This window comes from Kitasatospora sp. NPDC058170, assembly GCF_042883905.1.
Classification (GTDB): domain Bacteria; phylum Actinomycetota; class Actinomycetes; order Streptomycetales; family Streptomycetaceae; genus Kitasatospora.
On the sequence record NZ_JBHVUV010000003.1, the window covers coordinates 70,940 to 91,726 of the forward strand.

Here is a 20,787-nt window from a genome sequence, read left to right on the forward strand (position 1 = left end):
CCGGCGTACGGGCGCGGCGGCGCGCCCGCCGGAGCGCGCGCGGGCCTCCCATGACAAGGAGTCAGGACAATGAAGCGTCCCTTCCCCACGGTCGCCGTGGTCGGTCTCGGCACGATGGGCGCCGGCGTCGCCGTGGCGGTCGCGCAGAGCGGCCGCCGGGTGATCGGCATCGAGGCCAACGAGGACTCCGCCGCCCGGGCGCTCGCCCGGATCGAGGAGGCGACCGCGCACGCCGTGGCGCGTGAGCGGATCACCGCCGAGGACCGGGCCGCGGCCCTCGCGCTGATCACGGTGGGCACCTCGCTGGAGGCCGCCGCCGAGGCGGATCTGGTGATCGAGGAGGTCCCCGAGCAGCTGGAACTGAAGCGGGAGCTCTTCGCCGAGCTGGACCGGATCTGCCCGCCGCAGACGGTGCTGGCGACCGGGACCACCGCGCTGTCGGTGACCCGGATCGCCGCCGCCACCGCCCGCCCCGAGCGGGTGCTGGGCCTGCACTTCTTCAACCCGGTGCACACCATGAAGCTGGTCGAGGTGGTCCGCACCGTGCTGACCGCCCCGCAGGTGGCCGTGGACGCCTCGGCCTTCGCCCGGGACCTCGGCAAGGAGCCGGTGGCGGCCGGCGACCGGGCCGGCTTCGTGGTGAACGGCCTGCTCTTCGCGTACCTGAACCAGGCCGCCGCGATGTACGAGTCCCGGTACGCCACCCGCGAGGACATCGATGCCGCGATGCGGCTCGGCTGCGGCCTGCCGATGGGCCCGCTGGCGCTGCTCGACCTGATCGGCGTGGACACCGCCCGCACGGTGCTGGAGGCGATGTACGAGCAGTCCCGGGACCGTCTGCACGCGCCCGCGCCGATCCTCGGCCAGCTGGTGGCGGCCGGGCTGCTGGGCCGCAAGTCGGGCCGGGGCTTCTACACGTACGAGGCGCCGGGCTCCTCCAGGGCGGTCGACACGGCCGCCGCCGGCGCCACGGCCCGGGTGCCGGGCCGCACGGTGCGCAGCATCGGCGTCTGCGGCTCGGGCACCATGGCGACCGGCATCGTCGAGGTGTTCGCCAAGGCCGGCCACCCGGTGCTGCTGGCCGCCCGCAGCCAGGAGAAGGCGGACCGGGCCAAGGCCCAGCTGGCGAAGTCGCTGGACCGCTCGGTGGCCAAGGGCCGGCTGACCGAGGCGCAGCGCGACGCGGCGCTGGCCCTGGTGACGCCGGTCGGGCAGTACGGCGAGCTGGCCCAGGTGGACCTGGTGGTCGAGGCGGTCGCCGAGGACCTCGCGGTCAAGCAGGAGCTGTTCGCCACCCTGGACAAGATCGTCAAGCCGGGTGCGGTGCTCGCCACCACCACCTCCTCGCTGCCGGTGATCAGCTGCGCCGCGGCCACCTCGCGGCCGCAGGACGTGATCGGCATGCACTTCTTCAACCCGGCGCCGGCCATGAAGCTGGTCGAGGTGGTCTCCACCGTGCTGACCGCCCCGGACGTCACCGCGACCGCGCTGGAGCTGTGCGCCGAGGTGCGCAAGCACCCGGTGGAGTGCGGCGACCGGGCCGGGTTCATCGTCAACGCGCTGCTCTTCCCGTACCTGAACGACGCGGTGCGGATGCTGCAGGAGCACTACGCGACGGTGGACGACATCGACACCGCGATGAAGCTCGGCTGCGGCTACCCGATGGGCCCGTTCGAGCTGCTGGACGTGGTCGGCCTGGACGTCTCGCTGACCATCGAGCAGGTGCTGCACCAGGAGTTCCGCGAGCCGGGACTGGCGGCGGCGCCGCTGCTGGAGCACCTGGTGGCGGCGGGCTGCCTGGGCCGCAAGACCGGCCGCGGCTTCCGCGACCACGCACGCCGGTGACCACGTCGTCGGCGGGCGGGCCCGCCGCGGGCCCGGTGGGCGGGAGCGCCCTGCCGCCCGGCGCGGTGCCGGCCGGTGCGGTGCCGCCCGGCCAGCCGCGGACCGGCTGGAGCCCCGGGGCGGTGTCCGCCCGGTGGCCGAGACCGGCCGTGACCGGCCCCGTCGCGCCGGTCCGCCGAGGAAGGCCCGCGGCGCCGGGGTCGGGGGCGTGTAGCGTTCCGGCCATGGATCGGGTTCAGTCAGCCTCCCCGCAGCACTCCGCCGTACCGCGCGGCACCGACCGGCCGGCCGGTGCCGCGCCCGCCGCCTCCGAGCCGGGCCCGGGCAACCGCCGGGCGGCCGCACAGCGCCAGCAGATGCGCCAGGACCTGGCCACCGCGGCGATGGAGCTGTTCGCCTCGCAGGGCTACGAGGAGACCACGGTCGACCAGATCGCGGCCGCCGCCGGAGTGGCCCGGCGGACCTTCTTCCGGTACTTCCGGTCCAAGGAGGAGGCGATCTTCCCGGACCACGACGACACCCTGGTCCGGGTGGCCGACCTGCTGGCCAGCGCCGAGTCCGAGGAGCACCCGCTGGACGTGGTCTGCCGGGGCATCAAGGAGGTGCTGCGGATGTACGCCTCCACCCCCGCGGTGTCGGTGGCGCGGTACCAGTTGATCCGTCAGGTCCCGGCGCTGCGCGAGCGGGAGATCGCGGTGGTGGCCCGCTACGAGCGGCTGTTCACCCGCTACCTGCTCGGTCGCTTCGACACCGCGGAGGAGATCCCGCCGGGCTGGCAGCGCGGCGGCGAGGACGACTCGATGCTGGCCGAGGTGTCGGCGGCGGCGGTCGTGGCGGCGCACAACCACGTGCTGCGGCGCTGGCTGCGGGCCGGCGGCCGGGGCGACGTGGAGGCGCAGCTGGACCACTCCTTCGAGGTGATCCGGGGCACCTTCTGGGCGTCCGCCGCACCCGGCGCCCGCCGGCGTGGGTCCCTGGTGGCACCCGGTGCCAGTGTGACGCCGATGGAGGCCGCCGCCATGAGCGCACTGAGTGCCAGCCCCGGAGGTGAGGTACTCATCACAGTGGCCCGAACCGACGCCCCGCTGGACGTGGTGGTGGACAGCATCAGAGCCGCGCTGAGTGGCGCGCGAGAGGCCTGATCGGGAGCGTTTCCGCAGGTCGGAGCAGTTTTTCAGGGCCCGTACCGGAGTGCCGGTACGGGCCCTTCCCATGCCCGTGCGAGGCCCGCGCCGGGGCGGTCGAACGGGGATTTGATTCACCTGAATTGATGACACCCGGTGTCTTTACGAGTGGCACAGGGTGCCACTACCTTGTTACCCACCAGTCGCGGCGCCGCGGCTCCCCACCTCGGCGCGCCGTCGTCCGGCGCTCCCACACCCCGGGGGCGAGCAGCAGCCAGGCCCACAGCCGAACCCACCCACCACCCATCTCAGCGAAGCCGGTGTCCGCTCCCGGCTCCCCCAGACGCCCTGTGCCCCTCACACAGGTACGCCTTCGGAGGCAGCCATGAAGGAAATCCTCGACGCGATCCTCAGCTCCGACAGCAGCTCCGCGGACTTCGCCGCGCTCAAGCTGCCGGAGTCCTACCGGGCCGTGACGCTCCACAAGGACGAGGAGCAGATGTTCGCCGGCCTCGACAGCCGCGACAAGGACCCCCGCAAGTCCCTCCACCTCGACGAGGTCGCCCTGCCCGAGCTGGGCCCGGGCGAGGCGCTGGTCGCCGTCATGGCCAGCGCCGTGAACTACAACACCGTGTGGAGCTCGATCTTCGAGCCGGTCTCCACCTTCGGGTTCCTGGAGCGCTACGGGCGGCTGTCGCCGCTCACCAAGCGCCACGACCTGCCGTACCACGTGCTCGGCTCGGACCTCGCGGGCGTGGTGCTGCGCACCGGCGCCGGCGTCAACGCCTGGAAGCCGGGCGACGAGGTGGTCGCCCACTGCCTGTCGGTCGAGCTGGAGTCCTCCGACGGCCACAACGACACGATGATGGACCCGGAGCAGCGGATCTGGGGCTTCGAGACCAACTTCGGCGGCCTGGCCCAGCTGGCCCTGGTGAAGACCAACCAGCTGATGCCCAAGCCCGCCCACCTGACCTGGGAGGAGGCCGCCTCCCCCGGCCTGGTCAACTCCACCGCCTACCGCCAGCTGGTCTCGCGCAACGGCGCGGGCATGAAGCAGGGCGACAACGTGCTGATCTGGGGCGCCAGCGGCGGCCTCGGCTCCTACGCCACCCAGTACGCGCTGGCCGGCGGCGCCACCCCGATCTGCGTGGTCTCCAACGACCAGAAGGCCGAGATCTGCCGGGCGATGGGCGCCGAGGCGATCATCGACCGCTCCGCCGAGGGCTACCGGTTCTGGAAGGACGAGCACACCCAGGACCCGCGCGAGTGGAAGCGCCTGGGCGGCCGGATCCGCGAGCTGACCGGCGGCGAGGACGTGGACATCGTCTTCGAGCACCCGGGCCGCGAGACCTTCGGCGCCTCGGTGTACGTCACCCGCAAGGGCGGCACCATCGTGACCTGCGCCTCGACCTCCGGCTACATGCACCAGTACGACAACCGCTACCTGTGGATGTCGCTGAAGAAGATCGTCGGCTCCCACTTCGCCAACTACCGCGAGGCCTGGGAGGCCAACCGCCTGGTGGCCAAGGGCAAGATCCACCCGACGGTGTCCAAGGTCTACACCCTCGACCAGTCCGGCCAGGCCGCGCTCGACGTCCACCAGAACAAGCACCAGGGCAAGGTCGGCGTGCTCTGCCTGGCCCCCACCGAGGGTCTGGGCGTGCGCGACGCCGAGCTGCGCGCGAAGCACCTGCCCGCGATCAACCTGTTCCGCGAGGCCTCCGAGCGGGCCGACCGGCCCAGCCGTGACATCTAAGGCGATCCGATGACTGATCAGAAGCGTGATCGGCCCTGGCTGATGCGGACCTACGCGGGGCACTCGACCGCGAGCGACTCCAACGCGCTGTACCGGAAGAACCTCGCCAAGGGCCAGACCGGCCTCTCGGTGGCGTTCGACCTGCCGACCCAGACGGGCTACGACTCCGACCACATCCTCGCCCGCGGCGAGGTCGGCCGGGTCGGCGTGCCGGTCGGCCACGTCGGGGACATGCGCACCCTGTTCGACGGCATCCCGCTCGAACAGACCAACACCTCCATGACGATCAACGCCACCGCGATGTGGCTGCTGGCGCTCTACCAGGTGGTCGCCGAGGAGCAGGGCGCCGACATCGCCAAGCTCACCGGCACCACCCAGAACGACATCGTCAAGGAGTACCTCTCGCGCGGGACGCACGTCTTCCCGCCCGGGCCGTCGGTCCGCCTGATCACCGACATGATCGCCTACACGGTCGGGAACATCCCCAAGTGGAACCCGATCAACATCTGCAGCTACCACCTCCAGGAGGCCGGGGCCACCCCGGTCCAGGAGATCGCCTACGCGATGTGCACCGCGATCTCGGTGCTGGACGCCGTCCGCGACTCCGGCCAGGTGCCGGCCGAGCGGATGGGCGAGGTGGTCGCCCGGATCTCCTTCTTCGTGAACGCCGGCGTGCGCTTCGTCGAGGAGATGTGCAAGATGCGCGCCTTCGCCCAGCTCTGGGAGAAGGTCACGCTGGAGCGCTACGGCATCCAGGACGCCAAGCAGCGCCGCTTCCGCTACGGCGTCCAGGTCAACTCGCTGGGCCTGACCGAGGCGCAGCCGGAGAACAACGTCCAGCGGATCGTGCTGGAGATGCTCGCCGTCACGCTCTCCAAGGACGCCCGCGCCCGGGCCGTCCAGCTGCCCGCCTGGAACGAGGCGCTCGGCCTGCCCCGCCCGTGGGACCAGCAGTGGTCGCTGCGCATCCAGCAGGTGCTCGCCTACGAGTCCGACCTGCTGGAGTACGGGGACATCTTCAACGGCTCCGAGGTGATCGAGACCAAGACCGCCGCGCTGCTGGCCGGCGCGGAGGCCGAGATCGCCAAGGTGCTGGGGATGGGCGGGGTCATCCCGGCCGTCGAGTCCGGCTACCTCAAGTCCAACCTGGTCGCCTCGCACGCCGCCCGCCGGGCCCGGATCGAGTCCGGCGAGGACAAGATCATCGGGGTGAACTGCTTCGACACCACCGAGGAGAGCCCGCTCACGGCCGACCTCGACACCGCGATCATGGTGGTCGACCCGGCCTCCGAGCAGTCCGTGCTCGCCGCCCTGGAGCAGTGGCGCGGAGGCCGCGACGAGGCCGCCGCCCAACTGGCCCTCGACGAGCTCAAGACCGTCGCGGTCACCGAGGCCAACCTGATGCCCGCCACGCTCGCCTGCGCCCGCGCCGGGGTCACCACCGGCGAGTGGTCCTTCGCCCTGCGCGAGGTCTTCGGCGAGTACCGCGCGCCCACCGGCGTCGGCGGCGCCCCGGTCGCGGTGGCGGCCGAGCCCGGCGGCGAGCTGGCGGCCGTCCGCGAGGCGGTCACCGCGACCGCCGCCGAGCTGGGCACCGGCAAGCTGCGCCTGCTGGTCGGCAAGCCCGGCCTGGACGGGCACTCCAACGGCGCCGAGCAGATCGCCGTCCGGGCCCGCGACGCCGGGTTCGAGGTGGTCTACCAGGGCATCCGGCTGACGCCCGAGCAGATCGTCTCCGCGGCCGTCGCGGAGGACGTGCACTGCGTCGGCCTGTCGATCCTCTCCGGGGCCCACCCCGAGCTGGTCCCCGACGTCCTGCACCGGCTGCGCCGGGCCGGGGTGGAGGATGTGCCAGTGATCGTTGGTGGCATCATCCCGGCAGCGGACGGCGAGGCTCTCAAGGCCGCCGGCGTCGCTGCCGTGTTCACCCCGAAGGACTTCGGCATCACGACCATCATCGGCCGGATCGTGGACGAGATCCGGCTCGCCAACAGGCTCCAGCCGTGGACGCCCGCCCCCGCCGCGACGACCACCAGCTGACCCGGAAGGACTGACCCACCCTCATGGCCAACGTCAACAGGCTCCGCCCCCGCCGCTCCTGCCTCGCCGTGCCGGGCTCCAACCCGCGCTTCCTGGAGAAGGCCCAGGGCCTGCCCGCCGACCAGGTCTTCCTCGACCTGGAGGACGCCTGCGCCCCCCTGGTCAAGGAGAGCGCCCGGCACCACATCGTCGACGCGCTGAACAACGGCGACTGGGGCAAGAAGACCAAGGTCGTCCGCGTGAACGACTGGACGACCCACTGGACCTACCGCGACGTGATCACCGTCGTCGAGGGCGCCGGCCCGAACCTCGACTGCATCATGCTGCCCAAGGTCCAGGACGCCGGGCAGGTCAAGGCGCTCGACCTGCTGCTCACCCAGATCGAGAAGACCATGGGCTTCGAGGTCGGCAAGATCGGCATCGAGGCGCAGATCGAGAACGCCAAGGGCCTGATCAACGTCGACGCGATCGCCGAGGCCTCCCCCCGCCTGGAGACCATCATCTTCGGCCCGGCCGACTTCATGGCCTCGATCAACATGAAGTCCCTGGTGGTCGGCGAGCAGCCGGCCGGCTACCCGGCCGACGCGTACCACTACATCCTGATGCGCATCCTGATGGCCGCCCGCGCCAACGACCTCCAGGCGATCGACGGCCCCTACCTGCAGATCCGCAACCAGGAGGGCTACCGCGAGGTGGCCGGCCGCGCCGCCGCGCTCGGCTTCGACGGCAAGTGGGTGCTCCACCCGGACCAGGTCGGCGCCGCGAACGAGATCTTCTCGCCCTCGCAGGAGGACTACGACCACTCCGAGCTGATCCTCGACGCCTACGACTGGTGCACCTCCGCGGCGGGCGGCGCCAAGGGCTCCGCGATGCTCGGCGACGAGATGATCGACGAGGCCAGCCGCAAGATGGCCCTGGTCATCGCCGGCAAGGGCCGCGCCGCCGGGTTCCAGCGCACCTCCAAGTTCGAGCCCCCGCAGGCCTGACCTCCCCTCCTAAGGACCACTGAGATGCAGTTCGGACGCACCTACGAAGAGTTCGAGGTCGGCGCGGTCTACAAGCACTGGCCCGGCAAGACGGTCACCGAGTACGACGACCACCTCTTCTGTCTGCTCACCATGAACCACCACCCGCTCCACATGGACACCAACTATGCGGAGAAGACGACGGACTTCGGCAAGAACGTCGTGGTGGGCAACTACATCTACTCGCTGCTGCTCGGCATGTCCGTCCCGGACGTCTCCGGCAAGGCGATCGCCAACCTGGAGATCGAGTCGCTGCGCCACATCGCGCCGACCTTCCACGGCGACACCCTCTACGGCGAAACGACCGTGCTCGACAAGTGGCCCTCCAAGTCCAAGGACGACCGGGGCATCGTCTACGTCGAGACCAAGGGCTACAAGCAGGACGGCACGGTCGTCTGCATCTTCCGCCGCAAGGTGATGGTGCCGACCGCGACGTACATCAAGGAGCGCGGCGGGGAGCAGCCCGGCCGTCCCGTCCCGCTGTCGTAACCCCCCTCCAGGACCCCGGACGGGTAGGCCGCCGTCATCGGCCGATCCCACTCCGGAACGGGGGCCCTGCTGCCGCAGCCACGCCGGCAGGGCCCCCGGCAATACCCCCCCCCCCGCCTTTCCCCGCTCGCCCCACCCTCTCCCTCACTCTCTCCCCCACCCTCTTCTCTTCTCCACAGGAGCCGCACGATGGGACGCCTCGCACAGACCGACGGCCTCACCGAGATCCAGCGGGACATCCTCGCCACCGTGCGGGATTTCGTCGACAAGGAGATCATTCCGGTCGCCACGGAGCTGGAGCACAAGGACGAGTACCCGACCGCCATCGTCGAGGGGATGAAGCAGCTGGGCCTCTTCGGCCTGACCATCCCCGAGGAGTACGGCGGCCTCGGCGAGTCGCTGCTCACCTACGCCCTGGTGGTGGAGGAGATCGCCCGCGGCTGGATGTCCGTCTCCGGCATCGTCAACACCCACTTCATCGTGGCGCACATGATCAGCGCGCACGGCACCCAGGAACAGAAGGACTACTTCCTGCCGAAGATGGCGGCCGGCGAAATCCGCGGCGCCTTCTCGATGTCCGAGCCGGGCCTCGGCTCCGATGTCTCGGCGATCTCCACCAAGGGTGTGAAGGACGGCGACCACTACGTCCTCAACGGCCAGAAGATGTGGCTCACCAACGGCGGCACCTCCACCCTCGTCGCGGTGCTCTGCAAGACCGACGAGGGCGGCAGCAGCCCGTACAAGAACATGACCACCTTCCTGATCGAGAAGACGGCCGGCTTCGGCCCGAACCCGACCGTCCCCGGCCTCACCGTGCCGGGGAAGATCGAGAAGATGGGCTACAAGGGCGTCGACACCACCGAGCTGGTCCTGCAGGACGTCCGCATCCCGGCCGACCGCGTCCTCGGCGGCGTCCCCGGCAAGGGCTTCTACCAGATGATGGACGGCGTCGAGGTCGGCCGGGTCAACGTGGCCGCCCGCGGCTGCGGTGTCGCCCGGCGCGCCTTCGAGCTGGGCATCTCCTACGCCCAGCAGCGCTCCACCTTCGGCAAGAAGATCGCCGAGCACCAGGCCATCCAGTTCAAGCTCGCCGAGATGGCCACCAAGGTCGAGGCCGCCCACCAGATGATGGTGATGGCCGCCCGCAAGAAGGACGGCGGCGAGCGCAACGACCTTGAGGCCGGCATGGCCAAGTACCTCGCCTCGGAGTACTGCAAGGAGGTCGTCGAGGACTCCTTCCGGATCCACGGCGGCTACGGCTTCTCCAAGGAGTACGAGATCGAGCGCCTCTACCGGGAGGCCCCGATGCTGCTCATCGGTGAAGGTACTGCGGAGATCCAGAAGATGATCGTCGGTCGTCGTCTGCTGGAGGAGTACCGGATCGCCGAGTAGGCGGTCCCCGGAGGACGGCCGGTCGACGGGCGTGCGGGCCCGTCCCGGCGCGGTGCCGTGCCGCTGGGGCCCGGCCTGGTCCGCCTGGGCCCGGTACGGCCACCGAGGAGCGGCCGCAGGGCGCGTAGCTGCTGAGACGCGCCCTGCGGCCGCTCCCACATGCCCGAGCACCGCCCCGGCGCGCCCTGCGGCGCGCGCGGTTCCTCCGACACGCCCGTTGAGACAAGTGTCACCAGGTCTGTCCGGACCCTTGGGAACGGGACGAGGCCGAGCTACGGTCGTATACACAGGAGGCGCATCGGCGCCTCGCACAGGACACATGAACGTGCAGGCGGGTTGCCCACCCACCGTGTGCTCCCGATAGCATCCACCGGGACAGCAGCCGTCCCTTTATTACTCGATCCCCGCGGTGGCCCCCGTCCAGCGGCCATGATCCCCCGCGACAAAGGTCTTCGATGCCCATCAGCCCGTCCCCTCACACCTCCGTCACGGACCGCGATGCCCTCGCAGCCACGACGGCCGGTCGGCGACCCCGCGTGACCATCGCGCGCGGAGCCACCCCCTGGTTCGTCCCCACCCTCGCCACGGCCGCCGTGACCACCGCCCTCACCCGGCGCAGCGGCAAGTGGGCCCTGGCGGCGGTACCCGCCTGTGCGCTCAGCGCGGGCATGCTGTGGTTCTTCCGCGACCCCGAGCGTGAGATCGGCACCGGCTCGGTGATCTGCCCCGCTGACGGCGTGGTGCAGAGCATCGACGCCTGGCCGGACGGCCGCACCCGGGTGGCGGTCTTCATGAGCCCGCTCAACGTGCACGTCAACCGGGCGCCGCTGTCCGGCACGGTGACGTCCGTCGAGCACGTCGCGGGCGGTTTCGTGCCCGCGTTCAACAAGGACAGCGACCAGAACGAGCGGGTCGTCTGGCATTTCGACACCGAGCTCGGCGACATCGAGATGGTGCAGATCGCGGGGGCCGTGGCCCGTCGCATCGTGCCGTACGTGGACGCCGGAACCAAGGTCGAGCAGGGCGAACGGATCGGTCTGATCCGCTTCGGGTCCCGGGTCGACACCTACCTGCCGGCCGGCGTCGAGGTCGGCGTCGAGGTCGGCCAGAAGACCACAGCCGGGGTGACGCGCCTTGACCGTGACTGAACCTGAGACGATCGTCGGCCTGGACGACGAGGAGACGGCCCTGCGCCGGCGCCGCTGGGCGCGCGACCGCGAGCTCCGTGCTCCGCGCTCTCCCCAGCACCTGTCCACCGCCGACTTCCTGACCCTGGGGAACGCCGTCTGCGGCTTCCTGGCGATCTACTCGATCACCACCGGGGTGCTCGTCCCGCACATCACCAACCCGGACGTCGCGCCGGACCGGCACAGCGCCGCCACCGCGGTGACGCTGCTGCTGATCGGCTCGATGTGCGACCTCTTCGACGGGCTGGTGGCGCGCAAGCTGCGCTCCTCCGCCCTCGGGGCCGAGCTCGACAACCTGGCCGACCTGATCAGCTTCGGTATCGCGCCGGCCTACTTCGTCGCGGTCTGGGGCATGGTCTCGCCGGGCTCCGACAGCCGGCTCTCGGCGCTGATCGCGCTCACGGTGCTGCTGTCCGTGGTGCTGCGGCTGGCCCGCTTCTCGGCCGTGAAGATGCGGCCCGGGGTGTTCCAGGGCATGCCCTGCCCGATGGGCGCGATGACGGTGATCGCCATCGTGCTGCTCGACCCGCCGTTCCTGCCGGGTCTGCTCGCCATCGCCGGCACCGCGTACCTGATGATGAGCCGGATCGAGTACCCGAAGCCGCAGGGGCTGCTGGCCACCGCCACGCTCTGCTGGATCGTGGTCTCCATCGGCTGCCTGGCGGCCTGGGCGACCGGTCTGCCGGGCGGCGACATGCTGCTGCACGTCGGTGCCTTCGCGCAGATCGCGCTGGCCGCCATGGCCCCGCTGCTGGTCATCCGCCGCAAGGTCGGCCAGAAGGTCGGCGACGTGCGGGCCCGCCGCGCGGAGTCGCGGGTCGGCTGACCCGCCGGAGCACACCGCCCGGGCAGCACGCCGGGGCATGACGAAGGGCCCGGATCCGTTCGAACGGATCCGGGCCCTTCGTCATGCCGTGGGTCAGGCCCCGCCGCGGTGGACGCTGAACGCCGAGCGGCGCGCCGCGCGGGCCACGGCCGGGTCGGGGTGGACGCCGGAGACGGCGGTCAGCACCGAGGCGGCCCGGGGGTGACCGGACTGCCGGGCGCGGGCGAACAGCCGCACCGGGTCGCCGGCCGAGGCGCCCTCGACGTGGCCAACCAGCAGCTCCGTCTCACCGTGGTCCAGGACGGCGGCGGCGGTGTCCACCCAGAGCCAGGCGGCGTCCTCCGCGCCCAGCACGTCGGCCGGGGAGACCCCCTCGTCCGACTGCTCGGCCAGCCAGAGCAGCGCGTACGGGCGCAGCACCGGCTCGTCCACGGCGGCCCGGACGGCCTGCTCGGCGGTACCGCCGGCCACCCGCAGCGCCTCGAAGGCCAGGCCGCGCACCAGCGCGTCGTCGCCCTGGGCGGCGTCCAGCAGCTCGGCGACGGCCCGGTCGGCCGGTCGGGCGGCCACCCAGGCGCGGTACTCGGCGCGGGCCGGGCCCGGGGAGTAGTCGGCGCAGGCGTTGAGCAGTTCCAGGGCGCTCTGCTCGATGTGCCCCGCGGCGGTCTGGGCGACGGTGCAGATCTCCTCCAGCTTGGCCCGCACCGCCCAGTGCCCGAGCGGGGACAGCTCGGCGGCGTCGTCCTCGCGGACCACCGCGCCGACGGCGGCGAGGCCGTCCAGCATCCAGTCGAGGACGGCGGCCACGTCGGCGGACGCGGCCGGGGTGTCGATCTGCGGCTCGCGGCAGGTGCCGCGGACGGCCGACACGGCGGAGGCGGCGTGCGGGACGGGCGACAGGCCCAGCGCCCCGGTGCCGCCGCCGACCCGGCGCTCGTCCAGGCCGCGGCGGAGCAGCTCCAGCAGCTCGCTGTCGGGGACCGGGCCGGCCACCAGGTGCAGGAAGGAGAGCAGCTGCGGCGCCTGGTCCACGGCCTGCCCGGCGAGCACCGCGAAGACCCCGCGCAGTGCGGCGGGCGGCACCGGGGCGAGCAGCGTCCAGGCGTCGAAGAGCGCGGACCAGCCGCGGACCACGGCCTCGTCGTCGTGCTCCCAGGCGTGCAGGCGCCAGCCGGGGGCGGCGCCGCCGTCCCGGGCCTCGACCAGGCCGACCAGCAGGGCCTGGCCCCAGGCCCTGGCCGCGGCGCCCACCGTCATGGCGAGTGCGCGGCCGGCCGCGCGGGCGTCCTCGGGGAGCAGTTCGCCGCGCTTGTCGACCTCGCCGAGCTCGCCGGCCCAGCGGGCGATCCGGACGGCGTCGACCAGCATGCGGCGGGCCAGCGGGGCGAGTTCGGCGGGGGCGGGGAAGCCCTCGGGCACCGGGACCCGGCCGCGGCCGGGGGCGGGTGCGGGGCCTCGTCGGCGGGGTACGCCGGACCCGCCCGGCCTGGCGCCTGCGGGTCGGTGGGCCGTACCGGGGAGACGGGTCACCGTCGCACCGGTACCGATCGTCGGCGGGAGCGGGGCATCACGGTCGCGCGGGTTCCGAGACGTCACGTCGAGCAGTCTTCCCCTTGTACCGGCCTTCTGTCACATCCGCTCGGCCACCGGCTTCGGGCGGGGGCCGCGGCGGGTCCACAAGATCGGGCAACAGAGGCCAAACCGCCTGGCCGGATCTTTGTGACACGAGCACGCCAGGTCAGCGGGCCGGGCCCGGTCCGCCCGGTCCCGGAGCGGTTCGGCCACCGCCCCGGACGGACCCGCTCCGGTTCGGCCCCGCCCGCTCGGGCCGGGTCCCGTCGGGGCCGAGGACGGACCCTGGAGCAGCGCCGAGGACGGGCCCTAGAGCAGCGGGGTGAGCCAGCGGCGCAGGAGTTCGGTGTAGTGGTCGGGGTCCGCGTTCCAGAGGGCCGCGTGGTCGGCGCCGGGGAAGGCCTGGAGGCCGACCACGTCGCCGCGGCGGTCGGCGAGGCGGGCGGCGGACCGCCAGGGGGCCACCGGGTCGTCCGGGCTGTGCAGGACGAGAGTGGGCACCCGCAGGTCGGTACCGTCGGCGATCCGGGCGAAGTCGGCCAGATCCACGCCGGTGCGGCCCTCGGCGGCCAGCGCGCCCAGTTCGGCGGCCTGGGGGCCGAACCCGGCCCGGGCGGCGCCGCGGCGCGCGGTGGCCGGCAGGTCGAGGACCGGCGAGTCCAGGATCAGACCGCTGATCGCGGAGGCCCAGGCCGAGCGGGCGGCGGTCTGCAGGACCATCGTGGCGCCCAGCGACCAGCCGTAGAGGATGACCCGGCCCGCGCCGGCGTCCAGCGCCAGCCGCAGCGCCGCCTCGACGTCGCGCCACTCGGTCTCGCCGAAGTGCCCTAGGCCGTCGGGGGAGGCGGGTGCGCCCCGGTCGCCGCGGTAGGTGACGGCGAGGGCGGGCAGGCCGAACCGGTGCAGCACGGGCAGTACCGGGAGGGTCTGCCGGCGGTCGGTGTCCGGGCCGTGCACCAGCAGCACCCAGGTACCGCGCTTGCCGTCCAGCCACCAGGCGGGCAGGGCGCCCAGCTCGCCCTCGGCGGCGGTCTCGGTGAAGTCCAGGCCGAGCGCGCTCGTCGGGTCGCCGCGGTAGACGTCGGGGGTGAAGCGGACGGCGGTGCCGGCCTTCAGGGTGCCCCGTTCGGCGCGCTCCAGCCGCCGGGTGACGCCCTGCCCGTCCTGGTGCAGGATCTCGCCGACCACCGCGTGGCCGTCCTCGCCCCACTCGACGGCCCAGCGGCCGGGGCGGGCGCTGGCCTGGCTGCGGGTGAAGGTGGCCCGCCCGGCGGCGAGGCTCTGCACCAGCACGGGGCCCGCCGGCCGCCGCGCGGCCGCCGGGTGGACCATCCGCTCGGACGCCTTCCGGCCGATCACCAGGACGGCCGCCCCGGTCCCGACGACGGCGGCCGCCACGACGGCTGCGGTTCCCCAACGCATACTCGCTCCCCGCTCTGTTGGTCGCGGACTGGACCGGTCGCCTCCCGGCGTCGCACGCCCGGCGGGAGTCGGTCGGATCAGCCCCAGTCCACTCGCGGGGGAGGGCGACGGCCACCGGACAGGGCCGTCCGGGTCACCCGGGGTCGGACCGGTCCCGGCCTCGGACCCGGACACCTTTGACCCGGATAGACCTCGGACCGGGAGACCTCGGACCGGGAGGCCTCAGACCGGGATGCCGGTCCGCCGCCGCCCGAGCAGCTCCCAGAACCGCTCGTCGACCGGGCGGTCCCGCGGCTGCGCCGGGCGGGCCGCCGGGGCCGGGGAGCCCCAGCTGCCGGCGCCCCAGTGCGAGGCGACCTGGTACTCGCCCTGCAGCACCGTCAGCACCGCGGCGAGGTCGTCCTCCGGCACCGGCACGATCCGGCCGATCGCCCGGGTGTGCGCCTGCCAGCGGCCGTCCACGCACTGTCGCAGCCGCCGGTCCAGCTCCTCCCGGCGGTCCGTCACCGCGACCAGCTCGCGCAGCGTCAGGCCGAGCACCTGTGCCAGCGCGTACGTCTGCTCCTCGTCGCCGTCCCAGCGGCCGGTGGCCTCGGCGTCCTGGTAGTGCCGCAGCGGGACGCCGATCCGCCGGGCGGCGGCCTCCTGGTCGAGCTCCCGGGCGACCCGGAAGTCCCGCAGCCGGGCCGGGCGGGTGCCCATCAGCTGGGCGGGCGGGCACCAGAGCGCCCTGGCCAGCGCGATGAACTCCTGCTCGGTGGGGCGCAGCTCGCCGCTCTCCCAGCCGAGCACGTGGGTGGGCAGCAGCCGGACGCCGTGCGCCGCCATGCCCTCGGCGACCTGGGCCGGGGTCAGCCCGAGCCCGGCGCGGTGCGCGCGGGCGGCCGTGGGCGAGAAGGGCACCGGGGGCACGGCCGGGGGCCGTCTGCGTCGCATGGGACCAGACGGTAGGCCTTGGTGCATCGGTGCCCCAGCCGCCGAACACACGAAGCGCGACTGGAGGCGTCTCCAGGGCGCTGGACGATCACACAGGCTGTCATGCCCCTGCGGGGGGCGTGACTCGGAGGTAGCGACGGGGGCGGGAAACCTCCGGGGCGTGTGACCAAACCCTCCGTGACCTTGGTTGACTCCCGGTTCGGCCGCGTGATGGGATCCTTCAGCCAATACGGAGGCATGCAGAGGAAGCCGGTGCGAGTCCGGCGCGGTCCCGCCACTGTCACCGGGGAGCACGTTCGGAGAGTCACCTCCGCACCCGTCAGCGGGGCAGGGGGAGCCGCCGGCAGGCCGTCAGAAGCCGCTGGGAGGCCCGGGGGTGCGTTCGGACCCGGAAGCCAGGAGACTCTCGCCGCCGGTACGTCGATCCAGGGCGCGGACCCTGAGTGAGGACACGCACGCGATGCAGGCTGCCCCGACCGACCGAGCCCCCGGCTGCCCGCCGCCGTGCGCCCGCTGACCCGCGCCGCCGCCTTCGCGCTGGGCGCCGTGGCCGGCCATCTCGCCGACGCCCGCTTCGCCGATCCCCGGCGCGGCCACCCGGTGGCCGCCTTCGGCACCGCGGCGGGCCGGCTGGAGCGGCCGCTCTGGCGCGACCACCGCGGCGCCGGCGCCGCCTACACCGCGCTCTGCGTGGGCGCCGTCGCGGCCGGCGCGGTGGCCGCCGACCGGACGCTCGGCCGCCGGCCGCTCGGCCGGGCCGCGCTCACCGCCGCCGCGACCTGGACGGTCCTCGGCGGCACCTCGCTGACCCGGGAGGCCCGCACCATCGGCCGCTCGCTGTCCGCGGGCGACCTCGCGGCGGCCCGCAGGCGGCTGCCGCACCTGTGCGGACGCGACCCGAGCGCGCTGGACGAGCAGCAGATCGCCCGCGCGGTGGTCGAGTCGGTCGCCGAGAACACCGCCGACGCCGTGGTGAACGCCCTGGTCTGGGGCGCGCTCGCGGGCACGCCCGGGCTGCTGGCGTTCCGCGCCGTCAACACCCTGGACGCGATGGTCGGTCACCGCTCGCCGCGCTACGCCCGGTTCGGCTGGGCCTCGGCCCGGCTGGACGACGTGGCGGGCTGGCCGGGCGCCCGGCTGACCGCGCTGCTGACCGTCGCCGCCTCGCCGGAGCCCCGGACCGCCTGGCGGGTCTGGCGCCGGGACGGCTCCGCGCACCCCAGCCCCAACGCGGGCCAGGCCGAGTCGGCCTTCGCGGGGGCGGTCGGCGTGCGGCTGGGCGGCACCCTGGCCTACGGCTCCCGGGTCGAGCACCGGCCCGTCCTGGGCGGCGAGCTGCGGCCGGTGACGGTGGACGACATCGAGCGGGCCTGCCGGCTCTCCCGCCGGGTGGGGCTGCTGGCCCTGGGGACGGCCGTCGCCGGGCACGCCCTCGGGCAGGCCCTCCGGGCGGGGCTGACGGCGGGACGCCCGCCGGCCCGGACGACGACACCCGCGGCAGGACTTCTGCCGGGGCTCACGGCACGGAAGCGGAGGGGGAGCGCATGAGCAACGCGCTGCTGGTCGCCGGGACGACCTCGGACGCGGGCAAGAGCGTGGTCACCGCGGGCATCTGCCGCTGGCTGGCCCGACAGGGCGTCGCGGTGGCGCCGTTCAAGGCCCAGAACATGTCGCTGAACTCCTTCGTCACCGCCGACGGCGCCGAGATCGGCCGCGCGCAGGCGATGCAGGCGCAGGCGGCCCGGGTGGAGCCCGAGGCGGCGATGAACCCGGTGCTGCTCAAGCCGGGCGCGGACGGCCGCAGCCAGGTGGTGCTGCTGGGCCGGGCGGTCGCCGAGGTCGGCGCGCTGGACTACCGCGACCGCAAGCCCCTGCTGCTGGAGCGGGCCCTGGAGTGCCTGGCGGACCTGCGCAGCCGCTACGACGTGGTGGTCTGCGAGGGCGCCGGCTCGCCCGCCGAGATCAACCTGCGGGACCGGGACATCGCCAACATGGGCCTGGCCACCGCCGCCGGGCTGCCGGTGGTGGTGGTCGGCGACATCGACCGCGGCGGGGTGTTCGCCGCGATGTACGGGACGCTGGCGCTGCTGTCGGCCGAGGACCAGCGGCACGTGGCGGGCTGGTTCGTCAACAAGTTCCGGGGCGACGGGCGGCTGCTCGCCCCCGGCCTCGACATGCTGTACCGGCTCACCGGCCGACCGGTGCTCGGCACCCTGCCGATGCTGTCCGGGCTCTGGCTGGACGCCGAGGACTCGCTGGACCTGACCACCGTGGTGGACCGCACCGAGGGCCGCGGGCCGCTCGGCGCGGACGTGCTGCGGGTGGCCGTGCTGCGCTTCCCGCGGCTGTCCAACTTCACCGACATGGACGCGCTGGCCCAGGAGCCGGGCGTCCTGGTCCGCTGGGCCACCCGGCCCGAGGAGCTGGCCGACGCCGACCTGGTGATCCTGCCCGGCACCCGGGCCACCGTCGCCGACCTGGCCTGGCTGCGCGAGCGCGGCCTGGAGCCGGCCCTCGCGGCGCGGGCGGCGGCCGGGCTGCCGGTCCTCGGCGTCTGCGGCGGCTACCAGATGCTGGCCCGCACGATCGTGGACGAGGTCGAGTCGAAGGCCGGGTCCGTCGACGGACTGGGCCTGCTGCCGACCCGGGTCCGCTTCGGCGCCGAGAAGGTGCTCGGCCGACCGGTCGGCGAGGCGTACGGGCAGCGGGTCGAGGGGTACGAGATCCACCACGGTGTGGTGGCCGTCGAGGGGGGAGACGCCTTCCTGGACGGCTGCCGGGTGGGGGCGGTGTGGGGCACGACCTGGCACGGCGCGCTGGAGAACGACGGCTTCCGGCGCGAACTGCTGCGCGAGGTGGCGCGGTCCGCGGGCCGGGCGTTCGTGCCCGCGCCGGACACCTCGTTCGCCGAGGCGCGCGAGGCCCGGCTGGACCGGCTGGGCGACCTGATCGAGGAGCACGCGGACACCGACGCGCTGTGGAAGCTGATCGAGGGCGGGGTACCGGCGGCGGGGTCGCTGCCGTTCCTCCCGCCCGGAGCCCTCTTGGAGAATCATGAGTGACGTCCGCTATCCCTTCACGGCCATCGTCGGCATGGCCGACCTGCGGCTCGGGCTGCTGCTCAACGCCGTCTCGCCGGCCGTCGGCGGGGTGCTGGTCCGGGGCGAGAAGGGCACCGCCAAGTCCACCATGGTGCGCGCGCTGGCCGGCCTGCTGCCGTCCATCGCCACCGTGGACGGCTGCCGCTTCGCCTGCGACCCGGCCGGGCCGGACCCGCAGTGCCCGGACGGCGCGCACGCCGCCGTCGGCTCCGAGCGCCCCGCCCGGCTGGTCGAGCTGCCGGTCGGCGTCACCGAGGACCGGATCGTCGGCTCGCTGGACCTGGAGCGGGCGCTGTCCGAGGGCGTCAAGGCGTACGAGCCGGGGCTGCTGGCCCGCGCCCACCGCGGCGTGCTCTACATCGACGAGGTCAACCTGCTCCAGGACCACGTGGTGGACCTGCTGCTGGACGCCGCCGCGATGGGCCGCTCCTACGTCGAGCGCGAGGGCGTCTCGGTCCGGCACGCGGCGCGGTTCCTGCTGGTCGGCACGATGAACCCGGAGGAGGGCGAGCTGCGTCCGCAGCTGCTCGACCGGTTCGGTCTGACCGTGGAGATCGCCGCCACCCGGGATCCGGCGGAGCGCGCCGAGGTGGTCCGCCGCCGGCTGGCGTACGACGCCGACCCGGCCGGCTTCGCCGCCCGGTTCGCCGGGGACGAGCGGGAGCTCGCCGAACGGATCACCACCGCACGGGAGTTGCTGCCCAAGGTCGAGCTGCCCGACGCGGCGCTGCGCCAGCTCACCGCCGTCTGCGCGGCGTTCGAGGTGGACGGGCTGCGCGCGGACATCGTGATGGCCCGCACCGCCGTCGCGCTGGCCGCCTGGGCGGGCCGCACCGAGGTGCTGGAGGAGGACGTCCGCAAGGCCGCCCAGCTGGCCCTGCCGCACCGCCGCCGCCGCAACCCCTTCGACGCGCCCGGCCTGGACGAGGAGCAGCTGGACCGCACGCTGGAGGAGCACGCGGAGCCCGAGCAGCCGGAGCAGCCCGAGCCCGACAACGGCCCCGAGGGCAACGGACCCGAGGGCAACGGACCCGACGGCGGCGGCCCCGAGGACGAGGGGCCCGGCCCGGACGGCGGCGGCCCCGACAACGGCGGGGGCGGCGGCGCACCCGAGCCCGCGGACGCCCCCGGCGCCCCCGACGGCTCCGCCGCCTCCGAGCCGGAGCAGGAGCAGCCGGCCGACGCGGAGCCGCTCCCCCGCCAGGGCCAGGGCGGCGCCCGCGAGTCGGCCCCGGTCGCGGCCGGCGAGCCGTACCGGACCAGGCTGTTCAAGGTGCCCGGCACCGGCCGGGGCGCCCAGGGCCGCCGCTCCCCCGCGGAGACCGACGGCGGGCACACCATCCGCGCCCGCCGCCCGCAGGGCCGGCTCGCCCGGCTGCACCTGAGCGCCACCCTGCAGGCCGCCGCCCCGTACCAGGCGGCGCGCGGGCGCAGCGGCCGGGCGCTGGAGCTGCGCCCGGACGACTTCCGCGAGCAGGTGCGCCAGGGCCGGGAGTCCAACCTGGTGCTGTTCGTGGTGGACGCCTCCGGTTCGATGGCCGCCCGGCAGCGGATGGGCGCCGTCAAGGGCGCGGTGCTGTCCCTGCTGATGGACGCCTACCAGCGGCGCGACAAGGTCGGCCTGGTCACCTTCCGCGGCAGCGGCGCCGAGCTGGCGCTGCCGCCGACCTCCTCGGTGGAGGTGGGCGCGGCCCGGCTGGAGTCCCTGCCGACCGGCGGGCGGACGCCGCTGGCGGCCGGTCTGCTGCGCGCCCACGAGGTGCTGCGGGTGGAGCGGATGCGCGATCCGCACCGCCGCCCGCTGCTGGTCGTGGTCACCGACGGCCGGGCCACCGGCGGCCGCGACGCGCTGCCCGCCGCCGACCGGGCGGCCGGACTGCTGGCCGCGCAGGGTGTCGCGAGCGTGGTGCTCGACTGCGAGTCCGGGCCGGTGCGGCTCGGCCTCGCCCACAAGCTGGCGGCCCGTCTGGGCGCCTCCGCCGTCTCCCTGGCGGAGCTGCGCGCCGAGGGCGTGGCGGCGCTCGTCCAGGCCCACCGCACCACCGACCTCCACCGAAAGGCGGCCTGATCCC

Annotated in this window: 15 protein-coding genes and 1 riboswitch; of the genes, 12 read left to right on the plus strand and 3 right to left on the minus strand. The window is 73.9% G+C overall.

The annotated features are described in order from the left end of the window. Nucleotides 1–69 precede the first annotated feature (69 nt). The 9 genes from ACFVVX_RS04875 to ACFVVX_RS04915 all read left to right on the plus strand — a co-directional run bounded on the left by ACFVVX_RS04875 (nt 70) and on the right by ACFVVX_RS04915 (nt 11,684). On the plus strand, nt 70–1,845 hold the full coding sequence (locus ACFVVX_RS04875) for a 3-hydroxyacyl-CoA dehydrogenase family protein (RefSeq protein WP_387941450.1): 1,776 nt from the start codon (nt 70–72) through the stop codon (nt 1,843–1,845). A gap of 224 nt (nt 1,846–2,069) precedes the next feature. Then, complete coding sequence (locus tag ACFVVX_RS04880; protein ID WP_387941452.1) at nt 2,070–2,987, plus strand: TetR family transcriptional regulator; 918 nt, start codon at nt 2,070–2,072, stop codon at nt 2,985–2,987. Between the two features lie 367 nt (nt 2,988–3,354). Further along, nucleotides 3,355–4,725 carry a crotonyl-CoA carboxylase/reductase gene (gene ccrA, locus ACFVVX_RS04885; protein WP_387941454.1) on the plus strand — a complete coding sequence of 457 codons (1,371 nt, stop codon included), beginning with the start codon at nt 3,355–3,357 and terminating at the stop codon, nt 4,723–4,725. 9 nt (nt 4,726–4,734) lie between these two features. Next, the gene (locus ACFVVX_RS04890) at nt 4,735–6,765 is read left to right on the plus strand and encodes a protein meaA (RefSeq protein ID WP_387941456.1); all 2,031 of its coding nucleotides are present in this window, start codon (nt 4,735–4,737) and stop codon (nt 6,763–6,765) included. A gap of 23 nt (nt 6,766–6,788) precedes the next feature. Beyond that, on the plus strand, nt 6,789–7,751 hold the full coding sequence (locus ACFVVX_RS04895; RefSeq protein ID WP_387941458.1) for an HpcH/HpaI aldolase/citrate lyase family protein: 963 nt from the start codon (nt 6,789–6,791) through the stop codon (nt 7,749–7,751). Between the two features lie 24 nt (nt 7,752–7,775). Then, the gene (locus ACFVVX_RS04900) at nt 7,776–8,279 is read left to right on the plus strand and encodes a MaoC family dehydratase (RefSeq protein WP_387941460.1); all 504 of its coding nucleotides are present in this window, start codon (nt 7,776–7,778) and stop codon (nt 8,277–8,279) included. A gap of 189 nt (nt 8,280–8,468) precedes the next feature. Beyond that, nucleotides 8,469–9,671, plus strand: coding sequence for an acyl-CoA dehydrogenase family protein (locus ACFVVX_RS04905; RefSeq protein ID WP_387941462.1), 1,203 nt, complete (start codon nt 8,469–8,471; stop codon nt 9,669–9,671). A gap of 455 nt (nt 9,672–10,126) precedes the next feature. Continuing rightward, nucleotides 10,127–10,819, plus strand: coding sequence for a phosphatidylserine decarboxylase (locus ACFVVX_RS04910; RefSeq protein ID WP_387941464.1), 693 nt, complete (start codon nt 10,127–10,129; stop codon nt 10,817–10,819). Continuing rightward, nucleotides 10,806–11,684: a CDP-alcohol phosphatidyltransferase family protein gene (locus ACFVVX_RS04915; RefSeq protein ID WP_387941466.1), complete on the plus strand. Its 879-nt coding sequence runs from the start codon at nt 10,806–10,808 to the stop codon at nt 11,682–11,684. The genes ACFVVX_RS04910 and ACFVVX_RS04915 overlap by 14 nt, the downstream gene beginning before the upstream one ends. A gap of 93 nt (nt 11,685–11,777) precedes the next feature. Here ACFVVX_RS04915 and ACFVVX_RS04920 read toward each other — a convergent pair whose 3' ends face one another. The 3 genes from ACFVVX_RS04920 to ACFVVX_RS04930 form a co-directional block, all read right to left on the minus strand. Further along, complete coding sequence (locus ACFVVX_RS04920) at nt 11,778–13,280, minus strand: hypothetical protein (protein WP_387941468.1); 1,503 nt, start codon at nt 13,278–13,280, stop codon at nt 11,778–11,780. A gap of 285 nt (nt 13,281–13,565) precedes the next feature. Continuing rightward, nucleotides 13,566–14,678 carry an alpha/beta hydrolase family protein gene (locus ACFVVX_RS04925; RefSeq protein ID WP_387941470.1) on the minus strand — a complete coding sequence of 371 codons (1,113 nt, stop codon included), beginning with the start codon at nt 14,676–14,678 and terminating at the stop codon, nt 13,566–13,568. A gap of 222 nt (nt 14,679–14,900) precedes the next feature. Further along, the gene (locus ACFVVX_RS04930; RefSeq protein ID WP_387941472.1) at nt 14,901–15,614 is read right to left on the minus strand and encodes a helix-turn-helix domain-containing protein; all 714 of its coding nucleotides are present in this window, start codon (nt 15,612–15,614) and stop codon (nt 14,901–14,903) included. A gap of 241 nt (nt 15,615–15,855) precedes the next feature. Further along, nucleotides 15,856–16,020: riboswitch (cobalamin riboswitch) on the plus strand. A gap of 107 nt (nt 16,021–16,127) precedes the next feature. On the opposite strand from ACFVVX_RS04930, the gene ACFVVX_RS04935 reads away from it, so the two are divergent. The 3 genes from ACFVVX_RS04935 to ACFVVX_RS04945 are packed head-to-tail and all read left to right on the plus strand — an operon-like array spanning nt 16,128 to nt 20,783. After that, entirely contained in the window at nt 16,128–17,162 is a 1,035-nt protein-coding gene (locus ACFVVX_RS04935) for a cobalamin biosynthesis protein (RefSeq protein WP_387941910.1), read from the plus strand. Further along, nucleotides 17,159–18,676, plus strand: coding sequence for a cobyric acid synthase (locus tag ACFVVX_RS04940; protein WP_387941474.1), 1,518 nt, complete (start codon nt 17,159–17,161; stop codon nt 18,674–18,676). Before ACFVVX_RS04935 ends, ACFVVX_RS04940 begins: the two co-directional genes overlap by 4 nt. Then, nucleotides 18,669–20,783 carry a putative cobaltochelatase gene (locus ACFVVX_RS04945; RefSeq protein ID WP_387941476.1) on the plus strand — a complete coding sequence of 705 codons (2,115 nt, stop codon included), beginning with the start codon at nt 18,669–18,671 and terminating at the stop codon, nt 20,781–20,783. Before ACFVVX_RS04940 ends, ACFVVX_RS04945 begins: the two co-directional genes overlap by 8 nt. The last annotated feature ends 4 nt before the right edge of the window (nt 20,784–20,787 follow it).

Bases quoted from the DNA above. Each gene is read 5' to 3' on its own strand.
- ACFVVX_RS04895 (WP_387941458.1), top strand. From the start codon at position 6,789: ATGGCCAACGTCAACAGGCTCCGCCCCCGCCGCTCCTGCCTCGCCGTG.
- ACFVVX_RS04905 (WP_387941462.1), top strand. From the start codon at position 8,469: ATGGGACGCCTCGCACAGACCGACGGCCTCACCGAGATCCAGCGGGAC.
- ACFVVX_RS04875 (WP_387941450.1), top strand. From the start codon at position 70: ATGAAGCGTCCCTTCCCCACGGTCGCCGTGGTCGGTCTCGGCACGATG.
- ACFVVX_RS04910 (WP_387941464.1), top strand. From the start codon at position 10,127: ATGCCCATCAGCCCGTCCCCTCACACCTCCGTCACGGACCGCGATGCC.
- ccrA (WP_387941454.1), top strand. From the start codon at position 3,355: ATGAAGGAAATCCTCGACGCGATCCTCAGCTCCGACAGCAGCTCCGCG.
- ACFVVX_RS04880 (WP_387941452.1), top strand. From the start codon at position 2,070: ATGGATCGGGTTCAGTCAGCCTCCCCGCAGCACTCCGCCGTACCGCGC.
- ACFVVX_RS04890 (WP_387941456.1), top strand. From the start codon at position 4,735: ATGACTGATCAGAAGCGTGATCGGCCCTGGCTGATGCGGACCTACGCG.
- ACFVVX_RS04940 (WP_387941474.1), top strand. From the start codon at position 17,159: ATGAGCAACGCGCTGCTGGTCGCCGGGACGACCTCGGACGCGGGCAAG.
- ACFVVX_RS04930 (WP_387941472.1), bottom strand. From the start codon at position 15,614: ATGCGACGCAGACGGCCCCCGGCCGTGCCCCCGGTGCCCTTCTCGCCC.
- ACFVVX_RS04945 (WP_387941476.1), top strand. From the start codon at position 18,669: ATGAGTGACGTCCGCTATCCCTTCACGGCCATCGTCGGCATGGCCGAC.
- ACFVVX_RS04900 (WP_387941460.1), top strand. From the start codon at position 7,776: ATGCAGTTCGGACGCACCTACGAAGAGTTCGAGGTCGGCGCGGTCTAC.
- ACFVVX_RS04925 (WP_387941470.1), bottom strand. From the start codon at position 14,678: ATGCGTTGGGGAACCGCAGCCGTCGTGGCGGCCGCCGTCGTCGGGACC.